This is a genomic window from Falsiroseomonas bella, from assembly GCF_003173615.1.
GTDB lineage: Bacteria > Pseudomonadota > Alphaproteobacteria > Acetobacterales > Acetobacteraceae > Falsiroseomonas > Falsiroseomonas bella.
The window spans coordinates 1,705,841-1,727,102 of record NZ_QGNA01000001.1 but is presented as its reverse complement, the minus strand read 5'-3'; the positions used below and the strand labels follow the sequence as shown (position 1 = coordinate 1,727,102).

Below are 21,262 nucleotides of genomic sequence, written 5' to 3'. Positions count from 1 at the left end.
CACCACCCCATGTTCCAACGCGCTTCCACCCGCCGGCGCGGCGCGGCCTTCTTCGCCGCCTTCGCCGTGATCGCGCTGGCGCTTGCGCCGGCCGTGGCGGAGGCCCGCGCCGGCGGCCGATCCTCCTCCGGCAGCCGCGGCAGCCAGACCTATTCGGCGCCGCCCGCGACCCGCACCGCGCCGGGCACCGCCAGCCAGTTCCAGCGCACCGAGACGCCGCGCCCCGCCCCCGGCGTGGCGCAGCCCGCGGCACGCCCGCCGGTCGCTGCCGGCGCGCAGGGCGGCTTCTTCAGCCGCAACCCGCTCATGGCGGGGCTGATGGGTGGCCTGCTCGGCGCCGGCCTGTTCGGCCTGCTGAGCGGCTCCGGCCTGTTCGGCGGCCTGGCGGGCTTCGCCGGCTTCCTCGGCCTGCTGCTGCAGATCGCGCTGATCGCGGGCCTCGTGTTCTTGGTGATGCGCCTGGTGCGCGGCAACCGGCAGCCTGCCATGGCCGGCGGCCCGCAGGGCATGGCGCGCGAGATGCACGGCGCCGCCGGGCCGCGTCCGATGGGCGGCGTCGGCGGTGGCCGCGGCAGCGTGCCCGCCATCCGTCCGATCGAGATCGGCGCCGCCGATTTCGACACCTTCGGCCAGCGCCTGGTCGAGGTGCAGGATGCCTGGTCGCGCCAGGACCTGGCGACGCTGCGCCGGATCTCCACGCCGGAGATGGAGCGCTACTTCGCCCAGGACCTCGAGGACCTGAAGGCGCGCGGCTGGACCAACGTGGCCCGCGACGTTCAGCTCGAGGCCGGCGACCTCTCCCAGGCCTGGGCCGAGCCGGACGGGCAGGAATACGCGACCGTCGCGATGCGCTTCTCGATGGTGGAGGTCACCACGGATGCGCAGGGCCGCGTGGTGGAGGGTCACCCGACCGAGCGCGAGACGGCGACGGAGCTCTGGACCTTCACTCGCCGCCCGGGCACGCAATGGGTGCTCTCGGCGATCCAGCAGACCGGCTGACCCGGCGCGCCGGGGACGTGGCCTCGGCCGCGGCCCCGGCGCGCACGGCGCGGCCGATGGCGCGCACCGGGCTCTCGGCGGGCGGTTCCGCCGTGGCCCGGACGAGCCCCGGGTTGCGCAGGTAGATGCGGTCGAAGGTCGCGGCGAACTGCGCCTGCTCGGCGGCCGGGACCTGCATCATCGCCGCAACCCCGCCAGGAAGCAGGAAGCCGAGCACCAGGCTGTCCACCCCGGCCGGGTCCTGGATGGGCAGGCCGAGCGCGGCGAGGTCGGCCGAAACCGCGTCGCGGCTCGGCTCGATGTAGCCGTTGGACGCGTCGGCCGGGCCCGGCACCCGCACCATGACGATGCGGGCCGCGGAGGGCCGTGGGTCCGGTCCCACCAGGGTCACGCCCGATATCACCCCGCAGATCGCGCTCGAGGGCGGCCCCGGCATCGCCAGGCTGACGAAGAGCGGCACGTCGGACTCGGGCTCGCGCAGGTGGATGTGCAGCGCGCGTGCGGCGAGCAGGGCATCGCCCCGGAAGGCGATGCGGTTGCCGAGCAGCGTCTCGGTGTAGGTGGCGGTCATCGGCAGGTGCCGCCGGAGGCCGGGCTCGATGCGCATCGCGCCGCGGATCAGCTGGCCCTGCCAGTAGGGCGACCAGGCCAGGGAGTAGCAGGCATAGTGGCCGCAGAGATGCGCGGAGGCCGATTGCGGCCGCGCCGCGCCGGAGGCGCGCGAATCGATGCGCGCCGACAGATCCTCCGGCCGCACGTCGAACAGGCGGGATAGCTCGAGCAGGAAATCCTCGACGCTGCAGGCGGCGAGCCAGTTGCCGGCCCGGCTGGTGCCGAGCACGGCCGCCCAGTCGTCATAGACATGCGCCGAGCGCGGCAGGGCCCGGCCCTGGAACCACTTCTCCGCCCGGTCCAGGTCGAAATGGGTCGCCGGGTTCACCGCCCGGAATCGGGCGCAGAGATCCTTGTGGCCGGCGCAGCGCAACGCGGCCGCGGTCAACCGGAGTTTCCTGGAGAAATCGGTCGCGTCGTTTCGCGCCATGCTGGTCCCTGCGGCGCCGGCGCCCGCCGGCATCACGGCCCGGATTCGGGTCGTCGGCGCGATGGTTACATGTTTCTGTCAGACAATACGCATGTTTTCCCTCGCATTCCTGGAAATTCCGGCCGGCATCGTTGTGCGCGCCCCGTCGCGGAGCGCGACATGCCGGGGCGGTGTCCCCGCGCAGTAGCGAAGGCGAGGGAGGCGAGCATGGCCTACCGGGATATGGACGCCGCGATGGCTCAGGCCGCGCCGAGGCTCCTCAATGCGCGCGAAGGCTTGCTGGCCGCCGGGCGGCGCGGCGATCCGTTCGAGATCGAATGCGCGGCCCGCGCCGTGATGCGGATCCATACGCGGCTGATGCTGCGCATCCTGGCGCAGGCCGGCACCGAGGCGCTGCGCGACGTGGTCGAGGCGCTGCGCGGTGGGGCCGGGCGACCGGCCACGCCTGCGCGCCGCTGGCGCAAGCCGTGAGCAGACCCATGCGGGTGGGCCCCGGCAGGACCGCGCCCTGGCTCCGCGGCGCATGGCGCAGGGGCACGATTGCGGCGGTGCTTGTCCTTGTTCTGGCCGCTGCCGCGCAAAGCGCCGAGCCGCGCGAACCGCCGCGCAGGCCGATCCATCAGGACGAAGGCGACGCGATCGGGCTGATCTCGCGGCCCGCCGCGCCGATGCGAGCTGGACTGCCGCGACGACCGCCGGCCGTGCTGGTCGTGCATGACGCGCTGGGCATCGACGGCCGGGCGGAGAGCTATGTCCGGCAGCTGCTCGGCGCCGGCTTCCTGGTGCTGGAGATCGAACTCGCCCCGCTCTCGCTGGACGGCGCCGCATCGCCGATGCCGGACGATGCCGAGGCCGCTTCCCGTGTCTCGCGCGCGCTGGTGGCGCTGGCCGCGGAGGCCGATCCGTCGCGCCTCGGCGCGATGGGCTTCGGCGCGGGGGCCCGGGCCGTGGCGCTGATGCCCGGTGCGCCGGCCGCGCGGCCGGTGGCGGCGCGCGTGCTGCTGTATCCCGGCTGCGCGGCGCTGCGGCGCGCGATGACGAGCACGCGGTCGGCGTCGCAGTTGTCCGCCTCGCCGGCGCTGCTGCTGCATGGCCGGGAGGATCCGGCGAACCCGGAGGCGGCCTGCGCGGCACTCGCCGCGACACTGGAGGAGGCGGCGCCGGTGCGGCGCATAGGCTATGGCGGCGCGGGCTATGCCTGGGACCTGCCCGCCGTCGGTGGGCTCGAGCGGACCCGTCTGGAAGCACCGGACGGGGGCGGCACGGTGATGGTCATGCACTGGCCAGCGCTGACGGAGCTGGCGGCGGCCCAGGTCGCCGCCTTCTTCTGCCGCACCGTCGGCGGCTGCCGGTAAGCGCGCGCTACGCCGCCGCCGGGACGCCCACGCCCATCTCGGCCAGCGTCGCCTCGATCTGGCGCAGCGCGAAGCGCATGTCGTCCTCGGTGATCGCGCCGATGCAGGCGATGCGGATGGTCGGCGTCTCGGTGTTCCAGAAGTTGCTGATCAGCACGCCGCGCTGCTTCATCAGCGTGATGAAGCGCCGGAAATCCCAGTTCGCGTGCCGCGGCTGGTGGACGTTGACGATGATCGGCCCCTGGTGCCGGCGCTCGACGTACGGCGTGAAGCCGAGCGCGACGAGGCCGTCATAGAGCACGTCGCGGTTGCGGGCGTAGCGCGCGAGGCGCGCCGGCTGGCCGCCTTCGGCGTCGTAGAGGTCCATGGCGATGCGGAAGGCGCGCAGCGCCTGCACCGCGGGGGTGAAGCGGAAGCTGCCCCAGCCATTCACCACCGCGTGGCGGTAGACGTCGTGCAGGTCCAGCAGCCACGAGCCCGCATTGCCCGCGCTCGCTTCCAGGCGCGCGATCGGCGCCACCGCGAAGCCGAAGCCCGGCAGCGCTTCCAGGCACTTGTTGGAGGTGAACACCACCACGTCGCATTCGGGGTGTTCGGACAGGCTGAAGGGCAGCGCGCCGAAGCCCGAGACGGCGTCGCAGATCATCCGCTTCCCGGCGGCGTGGATGACGGGGCCGAGGATGTTCGGGTCGTTGACGATGCCGCTGCCGGTCTCGCTGACGATCACCGCGACATGGCTCACATCGGGGTTCTCGCGCAGCGCCTGCGCCAGCTTCTCCGGCGCCATCGGCTCGGTGTCGGGACCGGCGAGGGGCACCACGACGCGCCCCGCCTCCGTCGCCAGCCGCACCAGGCGGTCGGCGTAGTTGCCGTTGCGCACCACCAGCAGCTTGCCGCCGGCGGGGACGAAGGTGCGCACCGCCGCCTCCACGATCATGTGGCCGCAGCCGGGCAGCGGAAGCGCGACGTCCACGCCTTCCGTCCCGCCGGCGATCCGCACGATGCGCGGGCGCATGGCGGCGTATTCGGCCCGGAATTCGTCGTCCCAGGGGGCGATGTCGTCGCCCATCACGGCGCGCACTTCGGGGCGCGTCTGCACGGGGCCGGGAATCAGCAGGAGCATGGCTGGACCTGAGGAGAAGGCGGGCGCGCCTTATGCGCCCGGCGGCGCCATGCCGGCAACCAGCGTGCCGGTCAGCTCGCGCCGCAGCTTGCGCAGGATGGCGTCGGCGAAGTCCGGATAGTCGGCGCAGTCCATCGCGAAGCTGCCGGGGCCGCCGATCACCTCGGCCGCGTAGTGGTCGAGCAGGTCCGGCTCCTCGTTGAGGATGGCGAGGCCGTTGACCGTGACGCCGGCCGCAACCGCCAGGTCGCGCACCGGCCCCGGCGGGCGTCCCTGGTTGTGCCGCCCGTCGCCCGAGACATCGAGCACCAGCCGCGTCGCCTCGGCCGGCACGCGCGCGAGCAGCGCAAGGCCGGCGGCCATGCCCTCGCCGATCGCGGTCGCGCCGGGGCGCGGCAGGCGGGGCGTGTTCTCGATGGCGTCGGCCAGCGCCGCGGCGCTCCCGGGCCCATCGAGCCGCGTCCAGCCCACCGCCAGGTCGCGCTCCCCCACGCCCGACCACAGCAGCAGGCAGAGCGCCGCCGCGCGGCGCGGGCCGGCGGTGGCCGCGGCCAGCACGCCGGGATCGCGCAGCGCCGCGGCGGTGCCGCCGGCCATCAGGGCGAATTCCTCGAAATCCACGCTCGCCGAGACATCCATGGCGAGGCAGAGGGCGACATCCACCGGCTCCATGCAGGGCTTTGTTGCAAAGCCTTGGCCAGGTGGCCATTCCAGGCGCGGGAGCTTCGTGAGGGGGCGGAGAGCGGGGCGGATTTCGCCGCCTTCATCGCCCGCGACTTCGCCCGCAGCCAGCAATTGCGTGAACTGGCCAGGTTCGAGCCGGTCTGACGCCCCGGCCGCCCGGGGCCGACTTCACATCGGCGTGAATCCGCCCCTGTCGGCCGGCCAGTGCCCATGCTAATCACGCTGCGGGGAGCTCACCGGCGGCAAGGCCGGGCACGCCTGGAGGAGGGGTCCGCCATAGACGGCCTGCGCGACGCGCCGCATGCGCCCCATGCGGAAGCCCATGCCATACCTGTTTCCGAACTGGTCTGCGCCATCGCCCGCACCTGGCCGAGCGACCGGGTGACGCTCGGCGGGCTGATCGAGGCGCTCGGCCCACGCGGCTACGGCGTGCTGATCGTCCTCTTCGCCCTGCCGAACCTGCTGCCGATCTACATCCCCGGCCTCAGCCCGATCTTCGGCATCCCGCTGATGCTCATCTGCGCGCAACTGGCGATGGGCCTGCCCGCGCCGCGGCTTCCGCGCTTCCTGACCACGCGCTCCATGCGGCGGACCGACCTCGTGATGATCACGGAGAAGGCGACGCCCTGGCTGCGCCGCGTGGAGCGCTGGGTGCGGCCGCGTCCCTCCGTCGTGACCAGCCGGCTTGGCGAGCGGCTGGTCGGCGCCTATGGCGTGTGGCTCGGCCTGATCGTCATCGTGCCGCTGCCGCTCACCAACGGCCCGCCCTCCCTCGCCTGCATGATCATGGCGATCGGGCTGATGGAGGAGGACACGCTGACCATCCTGGCCGGCGCCGCCTTCGGCGTGGTGGCGAGCTTCCTCGGCCTCTCGATCATCGGCACGGTGTTCTACGCGCTGCTCGCCGGCTTCTCCTGGCTGTTCGGACTGGCCTGAGCCGTCCATCCTGCGCCGATGGATCTCGAACTCCCGCAGGCCGAGGATACGGCGCCGATCTCGCGGATCGTGGCGGAGGTCGCCGCGGCCTTCCCCGGCGAGCGCATCACCCTCGGCGAGATGGCATCGGCCTTCGGCGACCGCGCCTATGGCCTGCTGCTGCTGCTGCTTCTGCTGCCCGGCCTGCTGCCGGGCATGGCGAGCGTCTTCGGCCTGCCGCTGCTGATCCTCGGCATCCAGATGGGGCTCGGCCTGCGCGTGCCGAAGCTGCCGCGCATCCTGGCGCGGCAGAGCATCAAGCGGTCCGACCTGCTGCGCCTCGCCTCCGCCTCCTCCAAGGGGCTCAACCGGATCGAGCGCTTCGTGAAGCCGCGCCCCGGCTTCTTCATCGGCCCGATCGGGGAGCGGATCATCGGCTGGCTCACCGCCTATGTGGCGATCATGCTGATCCTGCCCGGCCCCTTCACCAACGGGCCGCCGGCCTTCGGCAACATCGTCATGGCGCTCGGCCTGATCGAGCACGACAGCAAGGTGACCGGCCTGGGCGTGGCGCTGACCATCGCCGGATCGGTCTTCGCGACCGCGGTGCTGGTGCTGATCGTCTGGCTCGGCTTCGAGGCCTTCGGCTGGGTCGCCTGACAGGCGCGCCGCCATCTTGGCGGCGGTGTCAGGTCGGCGTTACGCTCCTCCGCATGCGACGGTGGCCCGCAAGGGCTGAAACGGGAACGCGAGAAGGGTGAGGACCCGACGCGATCGCAAGGCGACCGAAGGTCGCGGCGCGTGAATCGCGGAGGGATCGCACGGAGTCCGCGGCTGCCCCCGCAACTGTAGGCGGAGCCGTCCTGCCCATCGGCCATTGGGGTGCATCCCCGAGAAGGCGGGCAGGACCCCGGGAGATCCCTCCCGGCACTCCGCGAGCCAGGAGACCGGCCGGCGCAGAGACGTCCCGCGCGTGCCGGGCGGGGTGCACCGGCGCAACGGAGCTCGGCTCCGCCAGTGGCGACGACGCCAACCGTCCCGTGCGGGAAACCGCGCGGGGCATGTCGTCACGTCGCACGGAGGACCCGATGCGAAGCATTTTTCTCGTAACCTGCGCGGGCGCCTTGGCGCTCGCCCCATCCGCCTGGGCGCAACCCGCGCCGCAGATCCAGGCGCCCGAGACCGTCGTCACCGCCACGCGCATCCCGACCCCGCAGGATCGCGTGCCCGCCGCCGTCACCGTCATCACCCGCCAGGACATAGAGGAGCGCGGCTACCGCACCCTGGCCGAGGCGCTGCGCACCGTGCCGGGCATGCGCCTGGTGCAGGCGGGCGGCGTCGGCCAGCAGGCCAGCGGTTTCCTGCGCGGCAGCGCATCGCGCCACGTGCTGGTGCTGCTGGACGGCGTGCCGATCAACGACCCCTCCGAGCCGAACGGCGCCTACAATTTCGGCAACGAGCTGCTCGGCGACATCCAGCGCATCGAGGTGGTGCGCGGCCCGGCCTCGGCGCTCTACGGATCGGGCGCGATCGGCGGCGTGGTGAACATGATCACGCGCCGCGCCCCGGCGAACACGCCCTTCCAGGCCTTCGGCGAGGTCGCCGGCGGCACGCAGCGCACGCTCGGCGGCAATGGCGGCGTCGCCGGCACCACCGAGCGCTACGACTACCTGTTCATGGGCCAGGGCCTGTCCACCCGCGCCTCCGACGCCACGGCGCCGCGCTTCTGGTCCAACACCGGCGAGCGCGAAGGATTTTCGGGCGGCGCGGCGACCGCGCGCGTCGGCGTGCGGCCGACGCCGACCACGCGCATCGAGGGGCTGCTGCGCTGGCGGGAGAACCAGTTCGGCCTGGACAACGTGCCGAACGACGATCCGAACAACGAGATCGAGGACCGCCGCTGGTTCGGCCAGGTGCGCGGCGAGGCGGTGCTGTTCGGCATCTGGACCACCGGCCTGCGCGCCGCCGTCACGGACGATCGCCGGCGCAACGTGAACCTGCCCGACAGCCTCTCGCCCACCCGCACGGACGATATCTTCCGCGGCACGCGGGAGACCTATGACTGGGGCAACCGGCTGGATTTCGGCACCGTCGGCGCCGCGCGCGACGTGCGCATGACCTTCGGCATCACGCGCGAGATCGAAAGCAGCGACAGCACCGCGGGCAGCCTGCCCTTCCAGACCGTGACGGACGCGACGGCGCGCTCCACCGCCTATCATGTCGGCGGCCAGGCGCGCTTCCTCGACCGGCTGGAGATCTTCGGCGGCGTGCGGCAGGACGAGGCGGAAGGCTATGGCGGCTTCACCGCCTGGCGGCTCGGCGCCACGCTCGACGTGCCGGAGGTCAATTCGCGGCTGCTGCTCTCGGCCGGCACCGCCTTCAAGGCGCCGTCGCTGTTCCAGCGCTTCGGCACGATCGGCACATTCTTCCAGGGCAACCCCGACCTGCGGCCGGAGGAATCCTTCGCCTGGGAAGCGGGGATCGAGAGCGACCTGCCCGCCTTCGGCCGCGACGACTTCGCGACGCTCGGCGCCACCTTCTTCCAGACGCGCTTCCGCGACCTGATCAACTTCAACGCCGCCTTCTCCTCGCTCGAGAATGTCGAGGATGCGCGGGCGCAGGGGGTGGAGCTCTCCGCCACGCTGCGCCCCGCCGCCTGGCTGGAGCTGACGGCGAACTGGACGATCACGGAGACGCGCGACGACGCCACCGGCGCGCCGCTCGCGCGCCGGCCGCGCAACGCGGTGGCGGGTCTGGCGCGCATCGCGCCGGGCGGCGGCGTGGTGATCGTGCCGGAGCTGATCTGGACCGGCCGGTCGCCCGAAGGGCCTTTCGCCAGCTACAACGACGACGGCAGCTCGGTGACGACCATCGCCTACAACAAGCCGGGCGCGGTGCTGAACCTGACCGCCAGCTGGCAGGCGACGGAGGCGATCGCGCTCTACGCCGAGGGCCGCAACCTGACGAACAGCCGCTTCGAGCCGGCGAACGGCTTCGTCATCGCCGGCCGCAGTCTGGTTGTCGGTACGCGCTTCGTGTTCTGACGCGCACGCGGCGGGCCGGGTGGCGTGCCGCCCGGCCCGCTCGCGGCGCGCGCTCAGGCGGCGCGCTTGCCCGCGGGGCAGGTGTTGATGCCGAGCAGCGGGTAGAGCGGGCAGAACCCGACCAGCGCCGTGCCGAGCGGCACCAGGCCGACCAGCCCCCACCAGCCCAGCGGCCCGAAGGCGCCGAGCGCCAGCAGCACCAGACCCGCGACGATGCGCAGCACGCGGTCGATCCCGCCGACATTGGTCGTCATGGCCACTCTCTCCTTGCCTCTCGCGCGGCTCCGTGCCGCGTCTGATCTGCATGGAAGCACCGTCGCGCCGCCCCGTCGGTGACGATGTCACGCCGCTGGACGCGGCGCGCGCGAAGCGCCTATGCCCGCCGGCATGGCGCCGCTGCCCATCATTCCCGAAACCGCCATCGAGGAGCAGTTCCTGCGCGCCTCCGGCCCCGGCGGGCAGAACGTCAACAAGGTGGAGACGGCGGTGCAACTGCGCGTCCACCTCGCCCGCGCCGGCCTGCCGGAGGCGATCCTGGCCCGGCTGCGCCGGCTCGCCGGCCGCCGAGTGACGGGGGAGGACGTGCTGGTGATCGAGGCCAGCCGCCACCGCAGCCAGGACCGCAACCGCACCGAGGCGCGCGAGCGCCTGGCCGAGCTTGTCGCGCGCGCCGCCGAGCCGCCGCCCCCGCCGCGCCGGCCGACCAAGCCGACGCGCGCGGCGCGCGAAAGGCGGCTGGAGGGGAAGGCACGCCGGGCGGGGGTCAAGCGGCTGCGGGGCGAGAAACCCGCCCCAGAATAACGATCTATGGTTTTAATTATATCACGTACCCGTAAATAACTCATTCGTAATGTTAAGGTTGATCCTCCGCAAGGCAGCCTTGGCCTGCGGCGTCTCAAATCATTGCGACGCCGGCGATGACGTCGACTGCGCGTCAAACGCAACCGAAAGTCCAAGGACACACCGTCATGCGCTCTGCTTCCACCCTTGCCGCCGCCACCCTCGGCCTCGGCCTCGCCGTCGGGCTCGTCGCGACGCCCAGCCCCGCCTCCGCGCAGCAGCGGAACTGCGTGGACGTCCTGGCCGGCATGCCCGACTACTCGCGTTTCCTGAACGCGATGAACAGCGGCCACATGGTGAACACCGTCCGCACCATGCAGAACATCACCATCTTCGCGCCGAACAACGCGGCGATCGACAAGGTCCCGCCGGGGCTGGTGGACCGGATCTTCCCGCGCGATCCGAGTGAGTCCGGCCGGCGCGACGCCGATCCTGTGCTGGCCCCGGCCGCGATGGGCGCGCATGTGATCCAGGGCCGCTTCCCCGCCGCCGCGCTGGGGCAGGGCGTGCAGCTCACCACCCAGGCGGGCAACACGCTCTCCTTCTCCCGCCCGCAGGGCTCGCAGAACGTCCAGGTGAGCGCGGGCCAGAACGTCACCGCGAATGTCGTCCAGGCCAACATCGAATGCGCGAATGGCGTGATCCACGGCATCGACGCCGTGCTCATCCGCTGACGGCTGCGGCGACGGAGGGGAAGGCCCGGTGGGGCCTTCCCCCTTCCGCGCCGGATTTCAGCTGCCTTCCGCCAGCCCGCGCAGCGCCGCCAGGTCGCGCAGCGCGACGGTGCCGCGGCCGAGCACCACCAGCCCCTCCCGCGCCAGCGCATTGAGGCGGCGGGTAACCACCTCGCGCGCCGTGCCGACCTCGACGGCCAGTTCCGCCTGGGTCGCCGCGACCTCCTTCGTGCCGCGCGCCAGCAGCACCTCCGCCAGGCGCCGGTCCACACTGCGGAAGGACAGCGCCTCGATCCGGGCCATCAGAGCGGCGATGCGCGCCCCGAAGCCAGCCAGCACGAAGCGGCGGAAGGCCGCGCTCTCGGCGACCAGGGTGTCGAAGGCGGGTTGCGGCAGCAGCAGCCCTTCGACCGCCGTCTCGGCCCGGCCCTCGGCCGCATAGGCCTCGCCGGAGAACAGGCAGGCGGTGGTCAGCAGGCAGGCCTCGCCGGTCGCGACGCGATAGAGCAGCAGGGCGTGGCCGTCTTCCGCGATCAGGTCCACCCGCACCGTCCCGGTGCCGACCATCACGAAGCCACGGCAGGGATCGCCCGGGTGGAACAGCACCGCGCCAGCGGGCGCCGAGAGCGGCATCGCCGCCGCCGTCATGCGCGCGCGGAGGCCGGGTTCCAGGCCGGTCGGGATGGCGCGGTCGGCAGCCGGGCTGAGGCTCATGGATCGATCCTGGCGCGATCCGGCCCGATGCGGAAGCGGAGCGTGCAAATCGAGGGACTTCCGGTGTAGAACTCCCGTCCTGCTTGAGGACTGCCGAGAGAATGCCGCGCGCCATGGATGGACGCCCGGCGCCCGGCGCGGTCGGGGATCGCCTCGCCGCCGCCGGCCGCCGCTTCGCCTCGCCCGCCGTGAAGGCGGTGATCCGCCGCCGGCTGGCGGAATTGCTGGCGCTGGTGCTGGTGCTGGCCGGGCTGGTCGCGGCCGTGGCGCTGGCGACCTACGACGCCTCCGACCCGTCCTGGTCCACCGCTTCGGCGCGGGAGACGCGCAACCTGGCCGGGCCGGTCGGCGCACACATGGCCGATGTGCTGCTGCAGGGAGTGGGCTTCGCCGCCTGGCTGCCGGTGGCCTGCCTGATGACCTGGGCGTGGCGGCTGGCGATGCATCGCGGCCTCTCGCCCTTCGCGCTGCGGCTGGCGTGCCTGCTGGCGGCGCTGCCGCTGACCGCCGCCTCCCTGGCGCTGCTGCCGCTGCCGGAGGCCATGCCGGCCCCGCCCGGCCCCGCCGGCGCCGCCGGCCCGCCGCTGGCCGAGATGGTGCTGGAATTCCTCGGCCAGATCCTCGGCCCGGTGGGCGAGGGCATCGCGCATTTCATCCTGTGGGGCGTGACGGCCCTGCTGGCCTTCGTGGCGCTCGGCCTGACGCTCGGCGACTGGCGCCGCGCGGGGCGCGCGGCGGGTTCGGTGGCGATCACAGCCGCCTCCGGCGCCGGGCGCGTCGCGGCCAGCGGCGCCGGGCAGATCGCCAGCGCGGCGGACGAGGCGCGGCGCTCGGGCGTGGTCGCGCGTGTGCTGGGCGCCACGGGCCGCGCGGCGGCGTGGCCGTTCCGCATGGCCTTCGGCGCGCTGCGTCGCCGCCGCCAGGCGCCGCCGCCGCTTTCGGAAGTGCTGCGCCGGGCCGACGAGGCGGCAGAGGACGGTCCGCCCCCCGGCGCCGTGCTGCGCCGGCGCGAGCCGTCGGTCGGCGTGCCGGTCGTGACGCGCGAGGCCGAAGCCGCCGCGCCGCCGGCCCCGGCACCGGCCGCCGCACGCAAGCCCGCCGCGCCCCGCGTCGCGGAACGGAACGCGCCGCGCCCCGCCAGCGAGACGCGCCAGCCCAGCCTGCCCCTGGTGGAGGAGGCCTGGCGCTTCCCGCCGCTCGACCTGCTGACCGGCCCGCCCGTGAAGCGCGCCGCCGGCCCGTCGGAGGAGGCGCTGCAGGGCAATGCGCGAATGCTGGAGACGGTGCTGGAGGATTACGGCGTCCGCGGCCGCATCGTGGAGATCCGCCCCGGCCCGGTCGTGACGCTCTACGAACTCGAGCCTGCGCCGGGCACGAAATCCGCGCGCGTGATCGGGCTCGCCGACGACATCGCGCGTTCCATGTCCGTCACCGCCGTGCGCATCGCGACGGTGCCCGGCCGCAACGTGATCGGCATCGAGCTGCCGAATGCGCGACGCGAGACGGTGCTGCTCTCGGAACTGCTGGCCTCCGAGGATTGGGCGCGGCACCCGGGGCGGCTGAACCTCGCGCTCGGCAAGGACATCGGCGGCGGGTCCGTCATCGCCGACCTCGCGCGCATGCCGCATCTGCTGATCGCGGGCACCACGGGCTCGGGCAAGTCGGTGGCGATCAACACGATGATCCTGTCGCTGCTGTATCGCCTCAGCCCCGACGAATGCCGCTTCATCATGATCGACCCGAAGATGCTCGAACTGAGCGTCTACGACCGCATCCCGCATCTGCTGGCGCCCGTCGTCACCGATCCGCGCAAGGCGATCGGCGCGCTGAAATGGACGGTGCGCGAGATGGAGCGCCGCTACCGCGCCATGTCGCAGCTCGGCGTGCGCAACATCGCGGGCTACAACGACAAGGTCGTCGCCGCGCGGCAGAAGGGCGAGATGCTGACGCGCCGCGTACAGGTCGGCTTCGACCCCGACACCAACAAGCCGCTCTTCGAGGACCAGCCGCTGGTGCTGGAACCGCTGCCGATGATCGTGGTGGTCATCGACGAGATGGCCGACCTGATGATCGTCGCCGGCAAGGAGATCGAGGCGGCGGTGCAGCGCCTGGCGCAGATGGCGCGCGCGGCCGGCATCCATGTGATCATGGCGACGCAGCGCCCTTCGGTGGACGTGATCACCGGCACCATCAAGGCCAACTTCCCGACGCGCATCAGCTTCCAGGTGACGTCCAAGATCGACAGCCGCACCATCCTGGGCGAGCAGGGCGCGGAGCAGCTGCTGGGCCAGGGCGACATGCTGCACATGGCCGGCGGCGGCCGCATCAGCCGCGTGCACGGCCCCTTCGTCTCCGACACCGAGGTGGAGGAGATCGTCGCCTTCCTGCGCGAGCAGGGCGAGCCCGCCTATGTGGATGAGGTGACGGAGACCGAGGACGAGGATGGCGACATCGGCAGCGCAGCCGGCATGCTCGGCGGCAACACCGATGCCGAGGGTTCGCTCTACGACCGCGCCGTGGACCTGGTGACGCGGGAGGGCAAGGCGAGCACGAGCTTCCTGCAGCGCCATCTCGGCATCGGCTACAACCGCGCGGCCAAGCTGATCGAGCAGATGGAGAAGGAAGGCGTGGTGAGCCCCGCGAACCACGTGGGCAAGCGCGAGGTGCTCGCGCCGGGGCCGCGGGAGCGCGACTGAGCGGTCAGGCCCGGGCGCGCCGCAACGGCTCGGCCTGCGTCGCGCGCAGCGCGATCGCGTCGCGGATCGCACCGAGGCGCGGCCCGCCATGCAGCACCGGCGCACAGGGCGCCGCCCCCGCCCTCGCATAGGCCTCGGGCAGCGCGTCCACCCGGAGCAGCGCGGCCGGCGCATTGGCGAACCAGGCGCGGTTCCCGGCATCGAGCCAGCTTTCCGCCGCCGCGCCATTGGCCAGCAGCACGGCGTGGCCTTCGACCTCGACGTGGAAATAGGTGACCTCCGTCAGGCCGCGCTCCGCGACGATGCTGGTTCCGTTCACCAGCAGCCGCGCCGGCACCAGCACGCCGTCCAGGAACAGGCAATGGTCGGGCGAGACCAGCAGGTCGCGCGCCGGCGTTGCCTCGCCCAGCGCGCCGGCGCGGATGCGCACCGGCGCGAGGGCGGCCGCCGCCGGATGCCCAGCCAGCACGATGCGCCGCCGCCCGATCCAGAGGACGGGCTGCAGCGGCGCGCCGCGCCCCGAAACCGTCGCGACCAGGTCGCCCGCGCGCAGCGCCTCGACCGGCACCTCGCCCTGCGCGGTCAGGATGTCGGTGCCCGCGGCGAAGCAGAGCACCGATTCCAGGTTGGTGGTGCTGATCGTCTGGTCGCCGTCGGTGAAGACCCAGTTGTTGTCCGTGCCCGAGACCGTCCAGTTGCCATACACATTCGCCGAGAGCGCCGCGTAGTCGGTCGGCCCGCCCCAGCCGACGAGGTCGAGCGTGTCGTTGCCGCTGCCGCCGTTGATACTGTCCGCGCCCTCGTCGCCGCCGACCCGGAAGAGGTCGTTGCCGCCGCCGCCCGCGGCGATGTCCGAGCCGGCGCCGCCGATCAGCGTATCGCTGCCGCCATCGCCGTTGAGCACGTCGTCGCCGCCCTCGCCGTCGAGCAGGCGGGCCTGGGACGTGCCCGAGGCATTGGTGAGGCTGTCGTTCCCGCCGCCGCCGTAGATCGTGCCGAGCGAGTCTGCCCCGGGCAGCGCGATGCGGTCATCGAAGTTGGAGCCGCGGAGAACCTCGATGTTGGTGCCTTGCACCGTATCGCCGGCGGCGTCGCCGCCCGTGCCGAGGAAAGAGAAGTTGAACTGGATCGCATCGGGCGATCCGCTGTAGTCAACGGTGTCGGCGCCTCCGACGCCGCCCGAAAGCGAGTCGCCGCCGGCCCCGCCGATTAGGAGATCGTCGTTGCCGCCGCCGTCGAGCGTGTCGCCCCCGCTGCCGCCCTGGAGCGTGTCGTTCCCCAGGCTGCCGGACAGCGAGTCCTCGTTCCCCTCGCCGAAGAGCTGGTCGTCGCCGCCGTCACCGAGCAGCGTGTCGTTGCCGTCCGCGCCGCCGGTCGCCGTGTCCGCCCCGCTGCCGCCGAAGAGGGTGTCGTTGTCGGCGCCGCCCGACAGCGAATCCGCGCCGCCCAGGCCGGCGAGGCTGTTGGCCGCGCCGTTGCCGGCGATGACGTTGTCGAGTGCGTTGCCGGTGCCGCTGATCGTGCCGGCGCCCGCGTCGAGCACGAGGTTCTCGAAATTCGCGCCGAGGGTCCAGTCGAAGGCGGCGGTGACCTGGTCGGTGCCTTCGCCCGGATTCTCCAGCAGCAGGTCGAGGGTGTCGCTGCCGACGAGATAGGTGTCGTTGCCGCTGCCGCCGACCAGGCTGTCGGCGCCCACGCCGCCGGAGAGGCTGTCGTGGCCCCGGCCGCCTTCGAGGGTGTTGGCGTTGCTGTCGCCGATCAGGGTGTCGTCGCCGCGACCGCCGAGCAGCGCTTCGAAGCCCGTGAAGCTGTCATTCGCCGCATGGCCGCCCGAGGCGGCGCCGGTGGCGAGGTTGACCGAAACGCCCGTGGTGTCGCTCTGGTAGCTCAGCAGGTCGAGCCCGCCGCCGCCGTCCATGCTGTCGCCGCCCGAGGCACCTTCGATGGTGTTGTCGTTGGCGTCTCCGAACAGGGTGTCGTTGCCGCTGCCTCCGAGCAGCGCCTCGAAGCCGAAGATGCTGTCGCCTTGCGCCTGGCCGCCCGATGCGGTGTTGGAAACGAGGTTGACGGAGACGCCAGCGCTGTCGCCGACGTAGCTCAGCAGGTCGAGCCCGCCGCCGCCGTCCAGGCTGTCGTTGCCGGCTCCGCCGTCGAGGGTGTTGGCACCACCGTCGCCGATCAGCGTGTCGCTGCCGCTGCCGCCATACACCACCTCGAAGCCCGAGATGACATCGCCTTCCGCCTCGCCGCCCGATGCGGTGCCGAGGGCGAGGTTCACGGAGACGCCCGAGAAGTCGCCACGGTAGTTCAGCACGTCCCGTCCGTCGCCGCCCTCCAGGCTGTCGGCGCCGGTGCCGCCGGAGATCGTGTCGCCCTCGTTGCCGCCCGATATCGTATCGTTGCCCTCATTGCCGAAGAGGGAGTCGGCGCCGGCGCCACCGAAGATGACGTCGTTGCCGCCGGCCCCGCTGAGCGTATCGGCGTCCTCGATCGTGTTCGCGCCAGGATTGGTGGCGGCGCCGGGGGCGCCCAGCAGCGTTTCGGCGCCCGCTCCGCCGACGGTCTCGTTCGGGCTGTTCGTCCCTGTGAAGCTGGCCATCCGCTACCCTCTCCCGACGAAAGCGCTGGTCACCCGCCGTTCAGCCGGACACGTCTGATGCTCGCGCGCCGCACATGCGCAAGGCGTGCCCACAACCTTGCCGTTGAACATGCATTGTATCGAATTCGCGGTACACGGGAAGGCGCTCGAAAGAAAAAACGTCGGCAGATCTCCGCATTCGGACTCGTTCTCGCCGCCAGAGACGTCGCGTGTCCCTGCTCGCCCGGCCAACCATGTCGGCAGGCGCGAGGTGCTGGCGCCAGGGCCGCGGGAGCGAGCGAGGGCCGCTTGCGTTCCCCTCCACCGGAATCCGCTGGCGCGGCCGTTCGCGCGGGACCTAGATTCGCGCAAGGCTGCATCCTGGGCGGCGCGGAGGCGCCGGGAGGACCGTCATGCTGGGCCGGATCGTCGCGTCCCTGTCCCTGGCATTCCTGCTCGCCGCCTCGCTTGGAGCCGAGGCGCAGGCCCAGGCCCAATGTCGGCCAGGCTTCGTCTGGCGTGGGGCCTTCCGCGGCGACTTCGTCTGCGTGACGCCCCAGACGCGCGAGGAGACGCGCGACGAAAACATGATGGCCCGATCAGGCTGGGTTCCCGGCGGCGGCGCCTATGGCCAGTTCACCTGCGTCTCCGGGCTGGTCTGGCGGAATGCCGGGCCGAATGACGTGGTCTGCGTCACGCCGCGCTCCCGCGACCGCGCCGCGGCCGATAACGCCGCAGCGGCGTCGCGCGTCGCGGGCGCTGCAGGCGTGCCGATGCAACGGCAGGTGCCCGAGGCTGCCTCCTACCGCGTCGGCGACTGGTCGCGCTGGGCGCGCTCCGACGGCGTGGAGTATCGCTACCGCTGGGGCTGGAACCCGCGTGACCAGGCCTATGCGCGCAACATCGACGCCATCTTCGAGGTGCGGAACCCGCGCGGCGAGGCCTGGCGCGGCACGGCACGCTCCACCGCCTGCGAACAGGAGACGCTCTCCCGCATGCAGGACGTCGTGCTCGCGCCCGGCGAGACGCGCGAGGTGAGGTTCCGCACCCCGAATTGCGGCACGCTGGAGCAGCCCTTCTTCCGGGGTGGCGTCGCGCGGACGCACCGGATCGACTGAGACGCGGCTTGTCCCTGCTCGGCGCGGCGCTCGGCGGCCTGCTGATGCTCGGCGGCGCGGGCGCAGCGCTCTACGCCTTCCAGGACCGTCTGATCTACTTCCCCGATCCGACGCCACCGCCGCCACCCGCTCTGCTCGGGCTTCGCGACGTCGAGGCGCGGACGCTGCGCACCGCGGACGGCCTCGCGATCCTGGCGTGGAAGCTTGCGCCGCCCGACGATCGCGCGCCGGTGCTGCTTTATCTGCACGGCAATGGCGGCAGCCTGCTGCATCGCGCGGGCCGCGTGGAACGCTTCCGGCGGGAAGGCTGGGGCGCGCTGTTCGTGCAGTGGCGCGGCTATGGCGGCAATGCCGGCAGCCCGAGCGAGGCGGGGCTTTCCGACGACGCGCGCGCGGGTCTCGCTGCGCTGCAGGCGGAGGGCGTCGCGCCGGCGCGCATCGTGCTGTGGGGCGAGTCTCTCGGCACCGCCTTCGCGATACGGCTTGCGGCCGAGCAGCCGGCGGCGGTGGGCGCGGTGGTGCTGGAATCGCCCTTCACCTCCATGCTGGACCTTGCGAAGCGGCACTACCCGCTGCTGCCCTCCGGCCTGCTGCTGCGCGACCGCTTCGACAGCCTCTCGCGCATCGGCGATGTGCGCGCGCCGATCCTGATCCTGCAGGGCGCGCGCGACACGCTGGTGCCGCCCGCGATGGGCCGCGCGCTGGCGGCGCGGGCCACGGCGTTGGTGGAGCTTTGGGAATCGCCGGAGGCCGGGCACAACGAGATCGGGGCTGCCGGTGGCATCGAGGCGGCGGCGGCGTTCCTGGTGCGGCGATTACCCTGAAAGACCAGCCTGCTCAGGCAAAGCGCGCTCCGCGCTTACGTCGCCCGGATGCGATCGCCAGACCGATCAGACTTGAGGCAAAGACACCCATGGCTGCTGGTGCTGGTACGAGTTCGACATGCAGGCGCGAAACCTCAAAATCTTCGCCGGATTTGTAGGACAACACGAACAGATAGTCCCCCGGTATGTAGCTGGGCCGGATGATCGTCTCGTAGCAGTCCGTTGCAAAGGGATTGGTCGCACAGGTTGTCGGCCCAAAGGCTTCGCCGCTATAGAGGTTGCCGACACCTATCGGCGGTTCCAAGGGAATTGTGGGGCTGCTGAAAAGCGCCGGATTGGCCTCCAGCGGGTTACCAGGCGGAAGCTCCGGATCGAGCAAAAATAAACGTAGATCAAACCCGTCATCATGGTTAACAAGCCAAGTGTTTAGCTCACCATCCAGATGAACGACACCCTGGAATTGTATGAATGCTCCGCGCACCGGAGACAACTGTACAAACTCATCGTCCAGACATCCAGGGCAATATTGCATGATCGGCACGCCGAGAAATGCTGCGATCGATGCCGCCGATGAGTTATTGAACCTGATGGGCGTCGGACCGAACGTAGCAAACGGCCCGCCGAGGTACGTATAGATTTCGTCGTCGGTCCGGTCACGCTGAATGTACTCTGGGTTAATGTAACTTGGCGCGTTCGTCACCCAACCCTCTGTGATTGGCCTCGTCGGAAGGAAACCGCTGGTGCTGCCCGGCACCACAATCCCTGAGGTTGCATAGAGTGTACTGCTGCTGGCGGACTGCACACCAGAGGCAGCAACTACTCCTACGACGATGGCGGTCATGACGGAAGCGATGCGAGACGACCGTAGGCGAACCATAAAGCCCTCCTGCGTCTGATGCGCTATCGAACGATATGCGTCTACCAATCTATCTCACATAACTTACGCATGATTGCACATTTTCGTTACATTCACATTATGATAGTGTCAGCGCCCTGGCGTCGACAATAGTGGTCCGCAGCTTGCTAGGTTCGGAGCGCCCTGCACCGCCCAGAGAGGCCCATGCTGATCGAAGACCTAGACGCAGAAGCCGCCACAGCGGCGCTGCCAATGCTCGCCGCGATCCTGCGCGCCTGCGTCGAAGGCGGCGCCAGCGTGAACTTCGTGCTGCCCTTCACGCAGCAGGACAGCGAGGCCTGGTGGCGTCGTGCCGTGCTGCCCGGCCTCGCCGCGCGCGACCGAAGGCTACTAGTGGCGCGCGACGGAACGAAGATCCTCGGCACGGTGCAACTTGCCTTCGCGCCGCAGCCCAACCAGGCGCATCGCGCCGACGTGACGAAGCTGCTGGTGCATCCCGAGGGACGCCGCCGCGGCGTCGGCCGCGCGCTGATGCTCCGCCTCGAGGATCTCGCGCGGGAGGAAGGGCGCAGCCTGCTGGTGCTGGACACGGTGGAGGGCAGCGCGGCGCAGAGACTGTACGAGTCGCTCGGCTGGACGCTGCTCGGCGTGGTGCCGCGCTTCGCTCTCTCCACCGACCGCACGCGGCTGGAAGGCTCGGCCTTCTTCTGGAAGGAGCTGGACGTGCCGCATCGCGCTTCTCGTTGACAGCGGCCGCGGCGCGCAGGTCTGATCGCGGCAACGCGGCCGCGCGAAGCGGGCCCGGGAGGAGACATCCGCATGCGCCAGCTCGCCCGCCGCAGCCTGCTTCACGCCCTTCCGGTCCTCGCCCTGCCCGCCGTCGCGAGCGCGCAGGTCTCGACCGCTTCCGGCTGGCCCAGCCGCCCGGTGCGCCTCATCGTCCCCTTCGCGCCGGGCGGCCCGGTGGAGGTGCCGGCGCGCTTCATCGCGGAGCATCTCGGCAGCCGCTTCGGCCGCCCCGTGCTGGTGGAGCCGAAGCCCGGCGCTGGCGGCGCGATCGGGCTGCAGGCGATGCTCGCGGCGAATGACGGCCACACCTTCGTGGTGACGACGGGCTCCGTCGCGATCCTGCCGGCGATCATGCGCAACCCGGGCTACGATCCCTTCGCCGACCTGGTGCCGGTGACGCTGGTCTCGGAGGTGCCGCTCGCCTTCCTCGCGCGGCCGGACGGCAAGGCGCGCAGCATGCAGGAGGTGCTGCAGTTGGCGAAGGCAGAGCCGGGAAAGCTGACCGTCGGTTCCTCCGGCACCGGCTCGACCACGCATCTGGCGAGCGAGTTGCTGAAGGTGCGCGCGGGGATCGACCTGCTGCACGTGCCCTATCGCGGCGTCGCGCCGGCGATGAACGCGCTCTACGCCGGCGACATCGACATCATGGTCACCGGACTGATCGAGGGGCTGCGCCACGTGAAGGACGGCCGGCTGCTCGGCCTCGGCGTCACCTCCGCGCGGCGCACGCCGGCGCTGCCCGATGTGCCGGCGGTGGCCGAGAGCGTGCCGGGCTACGACATGTCCATCTGGTACGCGATGTTCGCGCCGCGCGGCACGCCGCCCAAGGTCGTGGAGCTTCTGGCGCAGGAGGTCGCGCCGCTCGCCCGCGGCACGGTGCTGGCGCAGCGGCTGGAGGAATCGGGCGGGCGACTGCTGCTCGACGGGCCGGCGCCCCTCGCGGCGCTGCTGCGCGAGGAGGTGCCGAAATGGAAGGAGGTCGTACAGCGCGCCGGCCTGGCCGAAGGCTGA

General features: G+C 71.8%; 21 protein-coding genes and 1 riboswitch. Of the genes, 14 read left to right on the top strand and 7 right to left on the bottom strand.

Annotated features, from left to right (window positions below):
• Nucleotides 1-9 precede the first annotated feature (9 nt).
• Entirely contained in the window at nucleotides 10-999 is a 990-nt protein-coding gene (locus tag DFH01_RS08095; protein ID WP_109869806.1) for a Tim44 domain-containing protein, read from the top strand.
• Here DFH01_RS08095 and DFH01_RS08090 read toward each other — a convergent pair.
• The gene (locus DFH01_RS08090; RefSeq protein ID WP_109869805.1) at nucleotides 944-1,999 is read right to left on the bottom strand and encodes a hypothetical protein; all 1,056 of its coding nucleotides are present in this window, start codon (nucleotides 1,997-1,999) and stop codon (nucleotides 944-946) included. The two genes, DFH01_RS08095 and DFH01_RS08090, sit on opposite strands and share 56 nt — an antisense overlap.
• Before the next feature lie 249 nt (nucleotides 2,000-2,248).
• Between DFH01_RS08090 and DFH01_RS28100 the strand changes: the two genes are divergently transcribed.
• The gene (locus tag DFH01_RS28100; RefSeq protein WP_158287659.1) at nucleotides 2,249-2,512 is read left to right on the top strand and encodes a hypothetical protein; all 264 of its coding nucleotides are present in this window, start codon (nucleotides 2,249-2,251) and stop codon (nucleotides 2,510-2,512) included.
• Between the two features lie 77 nt (nucleotides 2,513-2,589).
• Nucleotides 2,590-3,396, top strand: coding sequence for a dienelactone hydrolase family protein (locus DFH01_RS08085; RefSeq protein WP_158287658.1), 807 nt, complete (start codon nucleotides 2,590-2,592; stop codon nucleotides 3,394-3,396).
• 7 nt (nucleotides 3,397-3,403) lie between these two features.
• Here DFH01_RS08085 and DFH01_RS08080 read toward each other — a convergent pair whose 3' ends face one another.
• Together DFH01_RS08080 and DFH01_RS08075 are read right to left on the bottom strand one after the other, a co-directional pair.
• Nucleotides 3,404-4,519 carry a 2-aminoethylphosphonate--pyruvate transaminase gene (locus DFH01_RS08080; RefSeq protein WP_109869803.1) on the bottom strand — a complete coding sequence of 372 codons (1,116 nt, stop codon included), beginning with the start codon at nucleotides 4,517-4,519 and terminating at the stop codon, nucleotides 3,404-3,406.
• A gap of 30 nt (nucleotides 4,520-4,549) precedes the next feature.
• Complete coding sequence (locus DFH01_RS08075) at nucleotides 4,550-5,191, bottom strand: DUF1194 domain-containing protein (protein WP_109869802.1); 642 nt, start codon at nucleotides 5,189-5,191, stop codon at nucleotides 4,550-4,552.
• Between the two features lie 21 nt (nucleotides 5,192-5,212).
• On the opposite strand from DFH01_RS08075, the gene DFH01_RS28975 reads away from it, so the two are divergent.
• From DFH01_RS28975 to DFH01_RS08060, 4 genes are all read left to right on the top strand, one after another.
• On the top strand, nucleotides 5,213-5,347 hold the full coding sequence (locus DFH01_RS28975; RefSeq protein ID WP_269846219.1) for a hypothetical protein: 135 nt from the start codon (nucleotides 5,213-5,215) through the stop codon (nucleotides 5,345-5,347).
• A gap of 66 nt (nucleotides 5,348-5,413) precedes the next feature.
• On the top strand, nucleotides 5,414-6,139 hold the full coding sequence (locus tag DFH01_RS08070) for an exopolysaccharide biosynthesis protein (protein ID WP_109869801.1): 726 nt from the start codon (nucleotides 5,414-5,416) through the stop codon (nucleotides 6,137-6,139).
• A gap of 18 nt (nucleotides 6,140-6,157) precedes the next feature.
• Nucleotides 6,158-6,778 (top strand): exopolysaccharide biosynthesis protein, encoded by a 621-nt coding sequence (locus DFH01_RS08065; protein WP_109869800.1) that lies wholly within the window; start codon nucleotides 6,158-6,160, stop codon nucleotides 6,776-6,778.
• Nucleotides 6,779-6,820: 42 nt separating this feature from the next.
• Nucleotides 6,821-7,088: riboswitch (cobalamin riboswitch) on the top strand.
• Nucleotides 7,089-7,206: 118 nt separating this feature from the next.
• The gene (locus tag DFH01_RS08060) at nucleotides 7,207-9,162 is read left to right on the top strand and encodes a TonB-dependent receptor plug domain-containing protein (RefSeq protein ID WP_158287657.1); all 1,956 of its coding nucleotides are present in this window, start codon (nucleotides 7,207-7,209) and stop codon (nucleotides 9,160-9,162) included.
• Between the two features lie 53 nt (nucleotides 9,163-9,215).
• Here the strand turns inward: DFH01_RS08060 and DFH01_RS08055 are convergent, their stop codons facing one another.
• Nucleotides 9,216-9,416, bottom strand: coding sequence for a YgaP family membrane protein (locus DFH01_RS08055; RefSeq protein ID WP_109869798.1), 201 nt, complete (start codon nucleotides 9,414-9,416; stop codon nucleotides 9,216-9,218).
• Between the two features lie 133 nt (nucleotides 9,417-9,549).
• Here DFH01_RS08055 and arfB point away from each other — a divergent pair, with 133 nt between their 5' ends.
• Together arfB and DFH01_RS08045 are read left to right on the top strand one after the other, a co-directional pair.
• Nucleotides 9,550-9,963, top strand: coding sequence for an alternative ribosome rescue aminoacyl-tRNA hydrolase ArfB (gene arfB, locus DFH01_RS08050; protein ID WP_233256008.1), 414 nt, complete (start codon nucleotides 9,550-9,552; stop codon nucleotides 9,961-9,963).
• Nucleotides 9,964-10,130: 167 nt separating this feature from the next.
• Nucleotides 10,131-10,676 (top strand): fasciclin domain-containing protein, encoded by a 546-nt coding sequence (locus DFH01_RS08045; RefSeq protein WP_158287656.1) that lies wholly within the window; start codon nucleotides 10,131-10,133, stop codon nucleotides 10,674-10,676.
• A gap of 57 nt (nucleotides 10,677-10,733) precedes the next feature.
• On the opposite strand, the gene DFH01_RS08040 is transcribed toward DFH01_RS08045, so the two are convergent.
• Nucleotides 10,734-11,390 (bottom strand): Crp/Fnr family transcriptional regulator, encoded by a 657-nt coding sequence (locus tag DFH01_RS08040; RefSeq protein WP_233256007.1) that lies wholly within the window; start codon nucleotides 11,388-11,390, stop codon nucleotides 10,734-10,736.
• Between the two features lie 113 nt (nucleotides 11,391-11,503).
• Between DFH01_RS08040 and DFH01_RS08035 the strand changes: the two genes are divergently transcribed.
• Complete coding sequence (locus DFH01_RS08035; protein ID WP_109869992.1) at nucleotides 11,504-14,086, top strand: FtsK/SpoIIIE family DNA translocase; 2,583 nt, start codon at nucleotides 11,504-11,506, stop codon at nucleotides 14,084-14,086.
• Nucleotides 14,087-14,090: 4 nt separating this feature from the next.
• Here DFH01_RS08035 and DFH01_RS08030 read toward each other — a convergent pair whose 3' ends face one another.
• Complete coding sequence (locus DFH01_RS08030) at nucleotides 14,091-16,685, bottom strand: Hint domain-containing protein (protein WP_109869795.1); 2,595 nt, start codon at nucleotides 16,683-16,685, stop codon at nucleotides 14,091-14,093.
• A gap of 392 nt (nucleotides 16,686-17,077) precedes the next feature.
• Here DFH01_RS08030 and DFH01_RS08025 point away from each other — a divergent pair, with 392 nt between their 5' ends.
• Together DFH01_RS08025 and DFH01_RS08020 are read left to right on the top strand one after the other, a co-directional pair.
• The gene (locus tag DFH01_RS08025) at nucleotides 17,078-17,782 is read left to right on the top strand and encodes a hypothetical protein (RefSeq protein WP_109869794.1); all 705 of its coding nucleotides are present in this window, start codon (nucleotides 17,078-17,080) and stop codon (nucleotides 17,780-17,782) included.
• Nucleotides 17,783-17,790: 8 nt separating this feature from the next.
• The gene (locus DFH01_RS08020; protein ID WP_109869793.1) at nucleotides 17,791-18,606 is read left to right on the top strand and encodes an alpha/beta hydrolase; all 816 of its coding nucleotides are present in this window, start codon (nucleotides 17,791-17,793) and stop codon (nucleotides 18,604-18,606) included.
• A 13-nt stretch (nucleotides 18,607-18,619) separates the two neighbouring features.
• On the opposite strand, the gene DFH01_RS27790 is transcribed toward DFH01_RS08020, so the two are convergent.
• The gene (locus DFH01_RS27790) at nucleotides 18,620-19,447 is read right to left on the bottom strand and encodes a hypothetical protein (protein ID WP_146217011.1); all 828 of its coding nucleotides are present in this window, start codon (nucleotides 19,445-19,447) and stop codon (nucleotides 18,620-18,622) included.
• A 219-nt stretch (nucleotides 19,448-19,666) separates the two neighbouring features.
• Here DFH01_RS27790 and DFH01_RS08015 point away from each other — a divergent pair, with 219 nt between their 5' ends.
• Both DFH01_RS08015 and DFH01_RS08010 read left to right on the top strand, forming a co-directional pair.
• On the top strand, nucleotides 19,667-20,209 hold the full coding sequence (locus tag DFH01_RS08015; RefSeq protein WP_109869792.1) for a GNAT family N-acetyltransferase: 543 nt from the start codon (nucleotides 19,667-19,669) through the stop codon (nucleotides 20,207-20,209).
• Between the two features lie 72 nt (nucleotides 20,210-20,281).
• Complete coding sequence (locus tag DFH01_RS08010) at nucleotides 20,282-21,262, top strand: Bug family tripartite tricarboxylate transporter substrate binding protein (RefSeq protein WP_109869791.1); 981 nt, start codon at nucleotides 20,282-20,284, stop codon at nucleotides 21,260-21,262.